Raw genomic sequence first — 14,808 nt, 5'->3', positions numbered from 1 at the left:
GTCATAACAATAAAGAGGGATGCTTGATGAAGCGCAGCCATGGGTATCGTGCGTTCTCGCAACGGGGGCCTGCCGGTCATTTCTGGATTTCATTGCTTTGCTTCTCAGGCCTGGTGATCGCCAGCTTCCTGTTGTTCGAACAACAGATTCAGGACTTCCTGACCCATCTCAACCTGTACCTGCCTTCCACGCCCACCCAAACACTTAACCTGGCATTGCTGCTGATTGCCCTGCTCGCGCTGGATGTGGTGCTGCCGGTGCCTTCGAGCATGGTCTCGCTGCTGGCCGTGGCCATGCTCGGCGGTGTTGGCGGTTATCTGGTGATTTTCATCGGCCTGTGCCTCGGGGCTGGCCTGGGTTATGCGCTGGGGGCCGGCTATTTTCGGCTGTTGTCCGGTCGCCTGGGCTTGCATCAGCGCCAGCCGGGGCAGTTAGCGTACCGGCTGGGCACGCTGTCGTTGATCTGCCTGCGCGGGGTGCCGGTATTGGCCGAAACCTCGGTGGTGGCCGCCGGGATGCAACGTTATCCGCTGCCCGCGTTTGTGCTGGTCACAACCCTGGCCAATGCCGGCCTGGCATTGGCCTACAGTGCCATTGGCACCTACCTCGTCGAGCAGAACGCGCTGCTGGTGACGCTCCTCGCCAGCATGGTGTTGCCCGGATTGTTTATTGCCGGGTACAGCCTGTTCAAAACCTTGCGCAAGCAAAACGCCGAGCAACCCCTGCACGGGCGTTTCGAGGTCCGTTACGACTACCCGGTGGTGTTCACCGATCACCTGTTCGAGCCGTCCAATCCTTGTTTGCACCGCCAACTCACTGCTCAGCACAGAGGCCCGGTGACGGTGCTGGTGTTCGCCGATGAACAACTGCTGAAAAGCGCCCCACACCTGCTGGAACAGATCGATGCCTACTTTGCCGCCCATGCGGCGGACCTGCATTTGCAGGCCGCGCCGATTGCGGTGCCGGCCGGAGAACTGAGCAAGGATTCACAGGTGTTGCAACAACTCTACAGCGACATGCTGCAGCATAGGCTGGACCGGCATTGCTATGTGCTGGCCCTGGGCGGCGGCGCGGTGCTGGATGCGGTGGGCTACGCCTGCGCCACCTTCCACCGTGGCATTCGCCTGATCCGCATCCCGAGCACCGTACTGGCGCAGAACGACGCCGGCATCGGGGTGAAAAACGGCATCAATGCCTTCGGCCAGAAGAACCTGCTGGGCGCCTTCTACCCCGCCACAGCGGTAATCAACGACTTCCAGCTGCTGACCAGCCTGACCCGCCGCGACCAGATCGCCGGGCTGGCCGAGGCGGTAAAAGTGGCGCTGATCAAAGACCAGGCCTTCTTCCAATGGATGGAGCAACAGGCCGATGCCCTCGCCCACTTCGATCACTCGGCCAGCCGCTATGCCATTCGCCGCTGCGCCGAACTGCACCTGGCGCACATCACCGGTGCCGGCGACCCCTTCGAACGCGGTAACGGGCGGCCACTGGATTACGGGCACTGGGCCGCGCACAAACTGGAAAACCTCAGCCAGCACCGACTGCGCCATGGTGAAGCCGTAGCGGTGGGCATGGCCCTGGATGGGCTCTATGCCAATGCCCTGGGGCTGTTGAGCGATGCCGACACCGAACGGGTGCTGAACCTGCTGCTCAAGCTCGGCTTCAGCCTGTGCCCACCGGAACTGAGCTTGAAAGATGCACAGGGACGCTCACAGGTTTTGCTTGGGCTGGAGGAATTCCGCCAGCACCTGGGCGGGCAACTCTCCATCCCCATGCTCAGCCGGATCGGCGAGTCGGTGGACCTGCATGAGATCGATGCCGCGCGGATGGAACAGGCGCTGCAACGGCTGTCGACCCGCATCGACCCGGCGCTCACGCTCAGCGAGGGCTGCGCGCAATGAGCCAGACACCGCTGAACCTGAAAACCTGGATGACCCTCGGCCGGGTATCCAACCTGCCCACCGTGTGGACCAACACCTTGGCCGCCGCCCTGCTGGCCAGCAGCGCCGGTGCCCTGGCGCCGCCGTCGTCGCTGGTGTGGATCCTGCTGTTGGCCGCGCTGTCGTTGCTGTATCTGGCCGGCATGTTATTGAACGATCTGCTGGACGCCGACTGGGACCAACAGCACCACAACCCCCGCCCGATCACGTTGGGCCTGGTCAGCCGCCAGCAAGTGGGGCTGGCTACTGCGCTGTTGCTGATACTGGCTGCGGCCTCGGTGCTGGGCCTGAGCCAGCTGATCGACCAGCCGCACTGGTTGCTGGGCAGCGCCACCCTGCTGGTGAGCTGCATCCTCGGCTACAACGTGCTGCACAAGAAATACGCCCACAGCGTCTGGCTGATGGGCGCCTGCCGCTCGGCCCTCTACCTGACGGCGGCGGCCAGCCTGGCGGTGCCGCCGGAGCCGATCTGGCTGTGCGCCATGTTGCTTGGCGTCTACATCAGCGGCCTGACCTACCTGGCTCGTCAGGAGCACAACAACCAGTTGCTCAGCCGCCTGCCTCTACTGCTGATGTTGAGCCCGCTGGCGCTGGCGATCTATTCCGACAACGCCTGGTTCTGGCCGGTGCTACTGCTCTGGCTTGGCTGGCTGGGCTGGCATTACTGGCACCACTTGGCCAACCCGCAGCAACGGCAAGTCCGTGCCTTTATCGGCGCAGGTCTGGCGGCTCTGCCACTGTTTGATGCCCTGGTGCTGGCTGTGGCCAACCAGCCGCTGGGCAGCCTGTTATGCGTTCTGGTGTTTTTCCTGCTTCCACACTTCCAGCGCTGGATCAAACCGACATGAACATGGACGTCACTGCATCGCCATCGGCGGCCCTCGAAATGCGCCACGACTGCCTCGCCGAACAACACCAGGCCCTCACCCAACAACTCGATGACACCGAGCTGCAGTGGTGGCGCCAGGCCCAGGAGCGGCTTGCCCAACGCCCGGACGCCAATACCGCGGCGCTGTTGAGCAGCCAGTGCAAGCGCAACCTCAAGGAACAACCGCTGCCCCACAGTCCCGGCTGGAGCAACGTCCAGCTGGCGCGGGCATTGTTGCTGGCTCAGGTCCTGGAGCAACAGCCCCTCGCCGGGCAACTGCCGTTGCTGCGCCAACTGTTCCTGTGGGGTGACGATCAAGAAAAAATCGCCACCCTGAAGGCCCTCGACTGGCTCGACAGTCGCGGGCTTTGCGTGGAACTGGCGCTGCAGGCCGGGCGTACCAGTAACAGCCAGGTGTTCGCCGCCCTCGCGCTCGACACCCTCTACCCATCGCGCCATTACAGCGAACGGGCCTTCCATCAATTGGTGCTCAAGGCACTGGGCATGGGGCTCGACGTGAGCCGCTTGATCGGCCTGACGCAACGACACAGCGTCACCCTCAACCAGCTGGCCCTTGACCTGCTGGACGAACAGCTTGCCGCCGAACGAACGGTGTCCGCCGGGCTGCCCCGAGTGATTGCTTTCGACCTGCTCAGCCCGGCGCAACGCCAGCGCCTGGCCGGCCTGAGTCAGCAACAACGCTTGCCGCCGAAATGGCACGAGCACCTGGCCGGCACCCCACTGAACTGACACTCAACGACTCCTTTTCCTTGACGAGGATTTACCATGCTCAAGTACTTCGACCCGCATATTCATATGGTCAGCCGCACCACCGATGACTACCAGAACATGGCCGCCGCCGGCATCACTGGGGTGATCGAGCCGGCCTTCTGGCAGGGCCAGGCCAGGACCAGTGTCGGCAGCTTCATCGACTATTTCGACACCCTGTTGGGCTGGGAGCGTTTTCGCGCCAGCATGTTCGGCATCCATCACTTCTGCACCATCGGCCTCAATCCCAAGGAGGCCAATGACCTGTCAGTGGCCAATGAAGTGCTGGAGATTCTGCCGCGTTACCTGGTGAAAGACGGCGTCGTCGCAGTCGGCGAAATCGGTTACGACGACATCACCCCGGAAGAAGATCGCTTCCTCGCCGCCCAACTGGAGCTGGCCAGACAATTCAATTTGCCGGTGCTGGTGCATACCCCACACCGCGACAAGATCGGTGGCACCAAACGCACCCTGGCGGTGATTCGCGAAGTCGGGATTGCCGAGCACCTGGTGATCATCGACCACCTCAATGAACTGACCCTGCCGCTGGTGCTGGACACCGACTGCTGGCGCGGCCATTCGATCTACCCCAACACCAAGATGTCGGAACAGCGCATGGTCGCCCTGTTGAAGGAGTACGGCACTGAGAAAATGGTGGTCAACAGCGCCGCCGACTGGGGCATCAGCGACCCGCTCAAGGTGCCGAAAACGGGCGAGGCGATGCTGGCGGCCGGCTTCAGCGAAGCCCAGGTCGAACAGGTGTTGTTTCATAACCCCGTGGACTTTTTTGCCCAAAGCGGCCAACTGGACAAGGCCCTGGTCAGCACCCCGCTGCCCATCGACCAGCGGCGGCAATGGCAGGACAACTCTGCCCTGCGCGGTCAGGAACCGGTGATCAAATGAGTGCAGGCACGGGTTGGGCTGCCGCGCAGGTCGGTTATTGCAGCAATGTGCACCCGACCCGTGACCTGGCGGGGCTACGGTCATCCATCGAATGGCATTTCCGGGGTGTGCGCACCCTGCGCGGCCTGAACGAGCAAGACAGTGGGCTGTGGATCAGCGCCCTCGCCGCGGCCGAACTACAGCAGGCGTCAGCTCGCGCGGACTTCCTCAGCCTGCTGCAACGCAGCGGGCTGCGGCTGACTTCACTTAACGGCTTTCCCTATGGCCAATTTCATCAAGGCGCGGTGAAAGCCGACGTCTATTTGCCCAACTGGACTGATCCGAAACGGCTGGCGTACAGCCTGAATCTGGCCCGAATCCTGGCACACGCCCTGCCGTCGGATTGCCCCCAAGGCGTGATTTCCACCGTACCGCTGGGCTATGCCGCCGACTGGAACCCGCGGCGACAGCAGCGTGCCGAACACCTGCTGCGCCAACTCACGGCTTCACTGGCCAGGCTGCATCGGGAGACGGGCAAGAAAATCGTGTTCTGCCTGGAGATGGAGCCGGACTGTGTGCTGGAAAACACCGACCAGGCCATCGCCTTCTTCCACCGCTACCAAGCCAGCGATCCGCACCATGACTATCTGGCGCTGTGTTTTGATGTCTGCCACCAGGCCGTGGTTTTCGAACACTGCTATCAGTCGCTGGAAAAGCTGCGCCAGGCCCGAGTGCCTGTCGGCAAGATCCAGCTGTCGAACGCACTGATTTGTCACCTGCCCGCTGAAGACCACAACCGGCGCGAACACGTGCTCAAGACCTTGAGCGACTTCGCCGAAACCACCTACCTGCATCAAGTCAAAGCCCGAGATGCGCAGGCGCGGTTATCGGGCTGGGCCGACCTGCCCGCCGCCCTCGACGATTGCGCCAATAACCTGGGGCAGTACCCCGAACTGCGGATTCATTTCCACATCCCGCTGTTCAGCGAACACTTGCTGCTGCCTGAGCTCAGCGGCAGCCAGATCGCGCTGTCGCAGACTTTCGACTTTCTCGCAGACCATGGGGACTTTCGTCCCGTGCTGGAAGTGGAAACCTACAGCTGGGGCGTCCTGCCCGCTCAACTGCGACCCAACACCGAGCACGCCCAACTGCAGGGAATCGCCGCGGAGCTGCACTGGGTCGAAGAACAACTGCGTCAGCGAAAACTGCTGCAACCCCAAGTGCGGGAGGCGTACGCCGATGCCCTCTGATCACCCGCGTCAACCGCTGCTGCTGATCAACGTGGTCGGGCTGACCCCGGCGCTGCTGGGGCCGGCAACGCCGCACATCAATGCCCTGCTGAAAACCGCAAAAATGGCCAGTCTGCAACCGGTGTTTCCGGCCGTCACGTCAACGGTGCAGGCGTCGATTCTCACCGGCCTGTCGCCGTCGGAACACGGCATCGTCGGCAATGGCTGGTATTTTCGCGATCAGGCCGAAGTGCGCTTCTGGCTGCAACCCAATGCACTGATCCAGGGTGAGAAAGTCTGGCAGACGCTCAAGCGTGAGCTTCCCGGTTTTCGCTGCAGCCAGTTGTTCTGGTGGTACAACATGTATGCGGACGTGGACGCCGCCATCACCCCACGCCCGCACTACCCGGCCGATGGCCGCAAGCTGTTCGGCCTGTATTCGTCACCGGCCTCGTTGCATAAGCGTATCGAGCAGCAGATCGGCGAATTCCCGTTTCCGGGTTTCTGGGGCCCGGCGGCCGGCATCGCGTCGAGCCGCTGGATCGTCGACTGCGCCATCGCTGAGTTCCAGATCGATCGACCTGACCTGCAGTTGGTCTACCTGCCACATCTCGACTACTGCCTGCAGCGACTGGGGCCCGATCATCCGTCGATTACCGACGAGGTGCGGGCTATCGACCATGAAGTGGGTCGCCTGCTGACCTTTGCCCAGGAGCAAGGCGCGGCGGTGATGCTGTTGTCCGAGTACGGGATCGAAGCGGTACAGCAATCCATATCGATTAACCGGCTGTTACGTTCGGAAGGCTTGTTGCAGGTGCGCCAATCGCTGACCTGGGAGTTGCTCGACCCTGGCGCCAGCGCGGCCTTTGCCGTGGCCGATCATCAGATCGCGCATGTCTACGTGAAGCAGGCGCAAGACATCCCTCGCGTCAAAGCGTTGTTGCAGCGCCAGCCCGGCATCGAGCAGGTGCTGGATAAAGCCGAACAACGGGCCTGGCAACTGGATCATCCGCGCAGCGGCGAGCTGGTGACCGTGGCCGCGCCGGGTTACTGGTTCGATTACTACTACTGGTTCGACGATCGCAAGGCACCTGACTTTGCCCGCACCGTGGACATCCATCGCAAGCCCGGCTACGACCCACTGGAACTGTTCATCGACCCGGCCATTCGCTTCCCGAAATTGAAAGTGGCGCGCCGCCTGCTGCAGAAGAAGCTCGGGTTTCGCTACTACATGGACCTGATTCCGCTGGACACCCGCCTGGTCCGTGGCAGCCATGGCCGCCCGCCCGACAGCGAGAACACCGGCCCGCTGCTCATCACCAATTGCGATCTGCCGTTGCCGCAGCGTCTTGCGGCCACGGCCGTGAAGCAACTGCTCCTGGAACACTTCCTGGGGCATTCACACACCGACCCGGCCAATGCCAAGGAGCTTCCATGCGGCGAGCCATTTCTATAACAGTTCTGAGTGCCCTGGCCGGTTTGGCTCAGGCTCAGAGCACAAACACCTTTGACTGCAGCAACTTTCTGCAGTTTGGAGGAGACGTCGACAAGACCCGGGCAGAGTTCCAGAAGAGTCCCGAGGCCATGGCCTGGAACTGGTTCGTCTGCCTGAACCAGCCCGCCGCTGCGGGGAGCCCCAACCGCGAGTGGGAATCCATGAAGCCTTCCGATCAGGTCTACCTGCCCAACGGCGCCAAGCCCGCCCCCTATGGCACGGCCGTGCCGCCGCCGAACGCGGTGCTTACACAGGCCAAGGCGCTAGGAATGGATATGTCCCGAACCTTCCATAACCTCAATGCCACCCAACAGGTCGATGGCTTGATTCTGCAGATGGGCGGCGCAGTGCCCTCAACAGAAAAAGGCAACCCTGTACGCTTTCAGCTGCTGATGGGCCAGGGCACGTTCGATTACATCGTGCAGAAGCAGGTCTACAACATGAACGGCCAGGCCGCCCTGACCAGCAATCTGGAGTTTCCGCCCATTGCCTGGGAGCTGAAATCCTCCTGGCTGTGGATCGGCTCCGACGCGACCTACAAACAGAAACTGGAGAAAGACGGTTACTACATCGCCCAGGCCTATTACCTGAAAAACGGTCAATACAAGGTCGGCTATGCAGCATTAAGCGGCTTGCATGTCGTCAACAAGCTGAACGCCAACTGGGTCTGGACCACCTTCGAAAACATCAACAACAGCAAGTACACCGTGACCAATGCCGTACCGGCCACCCCGATGACCAACACCACAGGACCGACACCGGCTGCCCAATCGGTCAATACCAGCTTTCAGGCCGCTAATCCCTCCCTGTCGAAGTACGAACTGATCGGGGTGGAATTCCAGCCCATCACCCAGGTGCTGGCCAACTCCCAGCTGGAATCGGCCTTCCAGAACACCTCATCCTGCCTGGCCTGCCACGGCACCGCCGCCTACTCGAACCAAAAGGGTTACTTCAATTTCGCCCTGAAAGAACAGGGCGGCATTGTCTACCCCACCACCCCGCTGCCGAACTCGGCTTTCGCCGGTTACAACAAACTGGATTTTGTCTGGTCGTTGAAACACGCCCAGTGGCAACGCTAAGGAGCATGACATGAGCGTATTGAATTTCCCCCGTATCTACCTCAACGGCCACATGTTCTGGAACCCGCCAACAGCCAACAACAACGATGTGTTTCCACTCTATGACGCGGTCAACATGGATATTAACTGGCCGTTTGTGAACTTCTACGACATCACGCGCCAGAACGCCCCCAACAAGCTGATGCCCTGGGTCATCAGTCCCGTGAACAACGTCCCGGACTATGTGTCGATGGTGCCGACCAATGGCAGTCCGACCCCCTACATTCCCGCAGAATGGGATCTGTTTGGCGATAATGCCTGCGGCACGGTGAGCTACGACGATATCCGCTCCGTGGTCATCGGCGGCGAGCTGCAGGCCAACAACTACATCGCCCAGGATGCGCTGGTCGGCAAGAACTACCAATTGCTCGGTAACCCCTTCGGCAGCGCCAGTCCTACTGCCGCGCGCTTCGTGGACATCAGCCCGTGGCAGAACACCTTCACCGCGTTGTATTTCGACAAGCTGATGCTGGGGGATGATAAATGCGGCCTGACCCTCAATCGGCAATACCGGATGCTGGATCGATTCCTGAACTTCAATTGGGGGGCCCTCGGTGGTCTGAAGTATGTCACCACCACCTGGCAGACCTGCTTTCCTCAGGAAAACCTGGAATGGGTTATGGGCAACTCCGCGCTGCTGAGTCAGCTTCAACAGCAGATGAAGCAACAAGGAGCTCGTGGCTTGATGTTCAGGTTTTCCACCTACCTGACCTACTATGACAAGAACGGCATTTTCAACGATTTCCCGCCGATCAATACCCACTCAACGACAGCCGCGGACATGGCCAAAGTGCAAGCGATGTATCAGAAGGGCCTGGACAACGTTTCCGATATATTCTTCAACCCCGCCTACAGCCGCACCGCAGCGACCTTGGGTCTCTGGTTTGCCGACGAATACCCCACCGCACCCGCCGGCCGGCGCCTGGTATCTGCCAACCCGGTACCTGTTTTCAAAACAAACCAGCCTGTCGATGCCACAAGCATCACACTGGGTGTGATGTCGGCCCAGATTACCGGCAACACCCTGTCGCTGGATCTGGGCAACACTTTTCCGTTCTATCCAGTGGACTCCAACGCCCCGATCCCGACGGCCGAAAAATTCCATGCCGGCAACTATCTACTGGGCGTACGCAAGGATGGACAGTTCAACCCGGTGATCAACTTCGGTTTCGAGCAGTATCGACAAGCTGCCTTCGACAAACGTTCCGGCCTGCTGGATTTCACGCTCAACGACGCAGACAAGGCGACCCTGCAGGCCGGCCCTCTGGAGCTGCAGCTACAGGGCACACAAACGCCCCAGATCGCTTCCACTCAGCAGATGTGGACCGCCGAAGTGATAGAAAGCGGCAGTTTCATCGACGTGGGTGATCACAAGACACTGCAAATCATGGTGCAAAAGGATGGCAAGCCAGCGGCCAACACCGTGCTGTGGGTGGCGGAGTATGGCAACCCCTTCTCGGTGACCACCAGCAACTACTATCTGGCATTCAGTAATCCGGCCGACTTCACGCTGTTCTACGACCATCCGGCAGACCGCACATTGAACAAGCCCAATCTGCCGCAATTCAACGACATGCTCGCGATATCAAGCCACCTGGCTACCGGTAGCGGCCGTGGACTCACCGCCCTACAGGCCGTGGATACGTCGAATGCCGGGCCTTCGGGAATACCGGTAAATTATCAGCAGTTCCTGCATGACTTGGGCAAACCAGTCGCGGTCAATTTGCGCCCTTGCCTGACATTCGACTCAGCCATCTCCCGAACCGGGACGCTGCGCGATGCTCAGAACAGCATCGTCAATTACTCTGTTGCAAAGATCACCACCAATGCCAGCGGCATTGCCCAACTGGGCGTGAGTGCTCGAGCCCCGGGTTTTCCCACTCTGCGGTTCTTCGTGCAGGAAGATCACAACAACCCGGCCGTCCCCTTCAGTTTCAACTACACCCAGGCCTACACAGACTTCCTCGCCCCGATGCGCGTCCTGCCACTGGATCCTCAGTTGCAACAGGACTTCATCACCTACTGGAACTCCATCTGCACGCGTCAGAACGCCGCGACGCTGTTGTGGGAGAACTTCATCTACCCACGCATCTTGCAGACCTTCTATTACCTGTACCCGATCATGAACAAGTTCATGCCGCTCAACTCCCAGGCACGAGTTGAAGGCGCCATCGACCAACTGATTGTGCTGATCAGCAAGGAGTACCAGGAGGAAAGCACACTCGCCATGCCCATCACCCGCGACATGTCACAAAGCCGACGCGCCGTACTGGAGCTGTGGGCGCAGTCCCTGGTGAAACGCAATTACCCGCCTATCCCGCTCAGCATGAGCGACTACGAACAAAGCTAAAACTACAACGCTCACGCAGGACCACCGGGTGACGAACCTGTCACCCGGCACTTCACAGGAGTGTCATATGAAAGCCAGCATTTTGAACCGGCTGTTGCTGTTGACCCTGCTACTCATCCCGGCGCTATTCGCCCAGGCGGACAGCGGCGCCGTGTACTTCACCATGGGAGTGCACAACACCGAGGGGTGCAATGAACAGAACGGTAATTGCATCGCCACACGAGCACCGGGCGAGCCTTCCGATCCGTTTTTTCCGGCGTACTGGATCAGCGACTGGACCATGTACCGGGTGATGCACAACTACGAGAAAAACCCGCCGCCCTACAGCAATCCACCCACCACCCTGACCCCGGCGGACTACACCGTTTCTCGCGGAACCAGCTATTACGACACCGCCTACATCCCGCCGGATGGCGACGGTTTTGGCGCGATGATGGAGCACTACGAGAAATACTGTTTGCCCATTTTCCCGATCAAGAACAACAACTACACCTGCTCGTTCGTGTCCCTGGGCAACAAGGCGTACTTCCTGACGTACCCGCAAGACCGCCCCAAAGACATGCCGGCCTGTTGCATGTTTTCACCGATGAATCATCCGCCACGGCAAGACTTCATCCAGCACCTGCCCTATAGCGCCGAGCGCAGCAAAAACCTCAATGGCAGCGTGCAGGCCTACGCCCTGGACCTCGATTCGCCGCAAGGTCCGATCCTGTTCGGCTATGCGTTTTTCAAAAAGCCAACGGGACAACCGCCCTACCGGCACCCCCAGTCGTTCTTCTTTTCGGGTGACACCAGCGTCGCCAATGCGCCCATCGTCAGCCAGAACTACACCAACTTCCGCATCGCCAAACCGGACCCGGCCCAGACCTGGGCGCAAGTGGCTGCCATGTGCCCGTCGAATCCACCGCCCTGCCAATTGTTCGAGCCACCGGCGTCACAGAGCAACGGCCAAAAAGCGCAGTGGAACAAGCTGATGCAGCGCAAACCCTGACCAATGACGAAGGATCGCCATGAAAACCACACTCCGTCTCTGCGTGATATCAGTGGGCCTGGCCAGTCTGTCAGGCTTATCCCAGGAGCAAGCCCTGGCCCGGGAACAGGCCATGCCGTCGACGCAGGCCAGCAACCTGAGTTGCCAGCCCCCAAGCACCGCGCCGGTCGCCACCGCCAGCCAGGATCAGTTCGATCAATACAGCTGGCAGATGTTCATCGCCTTGAACTGGCCCGCACAGGATGGGCAGCGCGGTGATCCCGACTGCGCCAAACAGCCTGGGGATCCAGGCTATACAGTCTGGCAGACCTACAAGACCGTGGAGGAAATCTTTCTGCCGAGGGGCGCCAATCCTGGCCCGTGGAATACCCCGCAGACCGCCAAAAGCCTGGGCATCATCAACATCGCCGCGCTGAAGAACAGCACCCAGGTGAATGCCGTGGACCAGGCCGTCGGCGGCTGGCTGATCGACCAGGCAGGTAACCCGACCTACTACGACATCTCGGCCAACGAGACGTCCTACGACTACATCGTCAACAACAACTTCTATAACGCCGACGTCGTTTCCAAAGCCAATAACATCAACTTCCCCAATGGGGTCATCGAGGTCAAGTCGAGCTGGCGCATCCTCACCCCCAACGACAATGCCAGCCACTACCTGACCATGCTGGCGCGCGCGGCCACGTTCAACGACCAGGGCCAGCGCAGCGGTGTCACCGAGGCCTACCTGGGCCTGGTGGGCCTGCACATCATCACCAAGGTCAACGGCTATCCGCAGTGGATCTGGTCGACCTTCGAGCAGATCGACAACGTTCCGCCCAAGGAGCTGGTGCATGGCCAATGGGTCGATCAGCCGACACCCGGCATGACCTACTCCTACTTCAACCCCACCGCGCCCCTCGTCAGCCTCAACCAGTCACCCTGCGACTGGCAGACTCAGGGCGGACAACTGGTCTGCGTGCCCAAACCCGGCACCACGTTCCAGACCCCGAACCCGCTGAACCGGGTCACCCCGATTGCCGAGGTCACCAACGGGGTGAACACCAACTACCGCACCGACCCGGGCCTGCAAAGAAGCGTCTTGAAGTATTACCAACTCATCACCACCCAACGCCCGCTGATGCCGGACAACCCCAGCAACCCACTGGGCCAGCCAACCCCGTCGCTCTCGGCCAACGTGACCATGGAGAGCTACATCCAGCCCAACAGCAGCTGCATGAATTGCCACTCCATGGCGACACCGGTCAAGAGCCCCTACAAGGCCGATTTCTCCTACATGTTCAAATTCGCCAACGCGCCTGTCGGCAAAACCACCAAGGACGAGGAATAGATCATGAGCATTCTCAATGGACCACGGCTGAATTTCTGGGGAGGCATCCGCACAGACGTCAGCCTGCCGAACAACTCCCCCACCATCCCTTATGACGGCAATGAGGAATGGCCGCTCTTCGACCTGACCACTTCGACCCTGGCGCCGGGAGCCCAGTCTTACACCGACGATCAGTTGAACAACATGATCAACGCGCCCGACGGCGACTACTACACCGCCGGCGGCTGGAATCACTACGGGCAGCATGTCGTCGACATGCAGAACGCCTTGATCAGTTCCCAGGGTAATCCGGGCAGCATCAGCACCACCGGCGACATGGTGGGCCAGCCGGTTTATCTGCTCGGCTCGGTGGATCCGGTGACCGGACAAGGCCCCGTCTCCGGCCCGATGATGGTGGACCTGGACCCCACCGCCTCGACCACCACCCAGATATTCGTCGGCGGCCTGCAGATTGGTGGTAACAGCGACATCCAGTTGCTGATTCGCAGTAATACCGTGTGCAGCAGTTTCGACGTGGCGGGACGTGTGCTGTTGCCCGCGAAAATGGATGCGCCGGGATCTTTCCACGCCAGCGGTACGTTTCAACTGACCTTCCCTTTGAGCAGCATCGTCAGCTGGAACCAGAACAGCAGCGGCCTGCGCTCGATCATCCAGGCGCCGGGTGCGACCGGCATCGTCCTGCGTTTCGTCATGTTCGAAATGTGCCCCACGATGACCACCGAACAGCTGGACGCCGATTATGCCGCCGGCCGATACACCCCCAACCCGAGCATCGGCAGGGTCATCGGTACACTGGCCCCGGCCTTCGCCGACGAGCCGCTGAACTGCCAGCCGGGCCGGCAACTGGTCAACCAGAGTACGGGGAATGCTGGTTATGCCGACCTGGGCGGCAACGGTTACCTGAGCATCGACATGGTGAACGTCATTCCGAAGCAAACCTTCAGGGCCGTCAGGGACGATATCACCAGCCCTATCGGACCGAACGCGAACTACGGCCCCGTCACCATCACCGCAGGCACCACTGAACTGGCCACCCTGGACCCGACCAACCGCTTTCTATTCGACTACTACGTGTATGGCGGCATCGTCGACCTGCCCTTGACCGCCAACCAGCTACAGGCAGTGCAGACCGCCGCCCTGGCGATCAACGCGCCCGGCAAGGTCGCCGGTACCACGTTGCAAGCCACCGAATCGACCTATCGGGTGTATGCCGATCAGCGCAACGTCTATCTGGAAGACTACCCCGATGGCCTGTCGATCACCTTGCAGGTCAGGTATCTGGGCGGCCCGGTCCGAAGCGCCACCGAAATCGACCTGCAGGCTGCTGCTCCTGCTGTGTACGATGAGCCGCAATACTGGGACTTCCTCGATTTTCCTGCATCGCTGACCATTAACCCTGGCCAGCTCGCGATCAGTTTCCCGGTCACCGTCAAACCGGGTAGCGCCGCCCAGGCGGGTTTTGTCGCCTTGACCTGCACGGCCAATGGCCTTCCAAGCAGTGGCTACTTCACCAGCTTCCGCAAATACGCACAGACCGACTTCGGCATCCCCGCGGGCACCCACATCACCTGGGAGCTGATGTACCCCAACGTTTTGCGCTTTCACTACCTGGCCTTCCCCGCCATGTCGCGCTACATCCCGCTCAATCAGCCCGACGCGGTCATGGGCGCCAAGAACCCCATCCTCGCCCGAACTTCGGATGCGTACAAAGGCACCACGCTGTTCATGCCCGTGGTGCGCTCGATGTCGCCCTGCCAGCGGGCGCTGCTCCGGGCTTATCTCACCGGTGAACCGTGGCAACCGCCGCAGTAACCGCATCCATCCGTTATTCATGGAG

11 protein-coding genes are annotated in these 14,808 nt (G+C 60.7%); all 11 read left to right on the top strand.

The features are described 5' to 3' along the window. The first annotated feature begins 26 nt into the window (after positions 1-26). On the top strand, positions 27-1,901 hold the full coding sequence (locus AC30D7_RS03090; RefSeq protein ID WP_490132986.1) for a 3-dehydroquinate synthase: 1,875 nt from the start codon (positions 27-29) through the stop codon (positions 1,899-1,901). Beyond that, entirely contained in the window at positions 1,898-2,788 is an 891-nt protein-coding gene (locus tag AC30D7_RS03085; RefSeq protein WP_490132985.1) for a UbiA family prenyltransferase, read from the top strand. The genes AC30D7_RS03090 and AC30D7_RS03085 overlap by 4 nt, the downstream gene beginning before the upstream one ends. Then, positions 2,785-3,558 carry an EboA domain-containing protein gene (locus AC30D7_RS03080; RefSeq protein ID WP_490132984.1) on the top strand — a complete coding sequence of 258 codons (774 nt, stop codon included), beginning with the start codon at positions 2,785-2,787 and terminating at the stop codon, positions 3,556-3,558. The genes AC30D7_RS03085 and AC30D7_RS03080 overlap by 4 nt, the downstream gene beginning before the upstream one ends. 36 nt (positions 3,559-3,594) lie before the next feature. Then, complete coding sequence (locus AC30D7_RS03075; RefSeq protein WP_490132983.1) at positions 3,595-4,479, top strand: TatD family hydrolase; 885 nt, start codon at positions 3,595-3,597, stop codon at positions 4,477-4,479. Further along, on the top strand, positions 4,476-5,708 hold the full coding sequence (gene eboE / locus AC30D7_RS03070) for a metabolite traffic protein EboE (protein WP_204125413.1): 1,233 nt from the start codon (positions 4,476-4,478) through the stop codon (positions 5,706-5,708). The genes AC30D7_RS03075 and eboE overlap by 4 nt, the downstream gene beginning before the upstream one ends. Beyond that, on the top strand, positions 5,698-7,143 hold the full coding sequence (locus tag AC30D7_RS03065) for an alkaline phosphatase family protein (protein ID WP_490132982.1): 1,446 nt from the start codon (positions 5,698-5,700) through the stop codon (positions 7,141-7,143). The genes eboE and AC30D7_RS03065 overlap by 11 nt, the downstream gene beginning before the upstream one ends. Then, positions 7,122-8,261 (top strand): hypothetical protein, encoded by a 1,140-nt coding sequence (locus AC30D7_RS03060; protein ID WP_204125415.1) that lies wholly within the window; start codon positions 7,122-7,124, stop codon positions 8,259-8,261. The genes AC30D7_RS03065 and AC30D7_RS03060 overlap by 22 nt, the downstream gene beginning before the upstream one ends. 10 nt (positions 8,262-8,271) lie before the next feature. After that, positions 8,272-10,650 (top strand): hypothetical protein, encoded by a 2,379-nt coding sequence (locus tag AC30D7_RS03055; RefSeq protein ID WP_490132981.1) that lies wholly within the window; start codon positions 8,272-8,274, stop codon positions 10,648-10,650. A gap of 67 nt (positions 10,651-10,717) precedes the next feature. Beyond that, positions 10,718-11,641 carry a hypothetical protein gene (locus tag AC30D7_RS03050; protein ID WP_490132980.1) on the top strand — a complete coding sequence of 308 codons (924 nt, stop codon included), beginning with the start codon at positions 10,718-10,720 and terminating at the stop codon, positions 11,639-11,641. Positions 11,642-11,660: 19 nt separating this feature from the next. Continuing rightward, the gene (locus tag AC30D7_RS03045) at positions 11,661-12,971 is read left to right on the top strand and encodes a hypothetical protein (protein WP_490132979.1); all 1,311 of its coding nucleotides are present in this window, start codon (positions 11,661-11,663) and stop codon (positions 12,969-12,971) included. 3 nt (positions 12,972-12,974) lie between these two features. Then, positions 12,975-14,783, top strand: coding sequence for a hypothetical protein (locus AC30D7_RS03040; RefSeq protein ID WP_490132978.1), 1,809 nt, complete (start codon positions 12,975-12,977; stop codon positions 14,781-14,783). The last annotated feature ends 25 nt before the right edge of the window (positions 14,784-14,808 follow it).

The organism is Pseudomonas sp. DF5, assembly GCF_058148225.1.
Note: the sequence above shows the minus strand (reverse complement) of the source record. Positions and strands in the feature narration are given on the sequence as shown.

Excerpts from the sequence above, each read along its gene's own strand:
- AC30D7_RS03090 (WP_490132986.1), top strand. The coding sequence starts at position 27 with ATGAAGCGCAGCCATGGGTATCGTGCGTTCTCGCAACGGGGGCCTGCC.
- AC30D7_RS03085 (WP_490132985.1), top strand. The coding sequence starts at position 1,898 with ATGAGCCAGACACCGCTGAACCTGAAAACCTGGATGACCCTCGGCCGG.
- AC30D7_RS03080 (WP_490132984.1), top strand. The coding sequence starts at position 2,785 with ATGAACATGGACGTCACTGCATCGCCATCGGCGGCCCTCGAAATGCGC.
- AC30D7_RS03075 (WP_490132983.1), top strand. The coding sequence starts at position 3,595 with ATGCTCAAGTACTTCGACCCGCATATTCATATGGTCAGCCGCACCACC.
- eboE (WP_204125413.1), top strand. The coding sequence starts at position 4,476 with ATGAGTGCAGGCACGGGTTGGGCTGCCGCGCAGGTCGGTTATTGCAGC.
- AC30D7_RS03065 (WP_490132982.1), top strand. The coding sequence starts at position 5,698 with ATGCCCTCTGATCACCCGCGTCAACCGCTGCTGCTGATCAACGTGGTC.
- AC30D7_RS03060 (WP_204125415.1), top strand. The coding sequence starts at position 7,122 with ATGCGGCGAGCCATTTCTATAACAGTTCTGAGTGCCCTGGCCGGTTTG.
- AC30D7_RS03055 (WP_490132981.1), top strand. The coding sequence starts at position 8,272 with ATGAGCGTATTGAATTTCCCCCGTATCTACCTCAACGGCCACATGTTC.
- AC30D7_RS03050 (WP_490132980.1), top strand. The coding sequence starts at position 10,718 with ATGAAAGCCAGCATTTTGAACCGGCTGTTGCTGTTGACCCTGCTACTC.
- AC30D7_RS03045 (WP_490132979.1), top strand. The coding sequence starts at position 11,661 with ATGAAAACCACACTCCGTCTCTGCGTGATATCAGTGGGCCTGGCCAGT.
- AC30D7_RS03040 (WP_490132978.1), top strand. The coding sequence starts at position 12,975 with ATGAGCATTCTCAATGGACCACGGCTGAATTTCTGGGGAGGCATCCGC.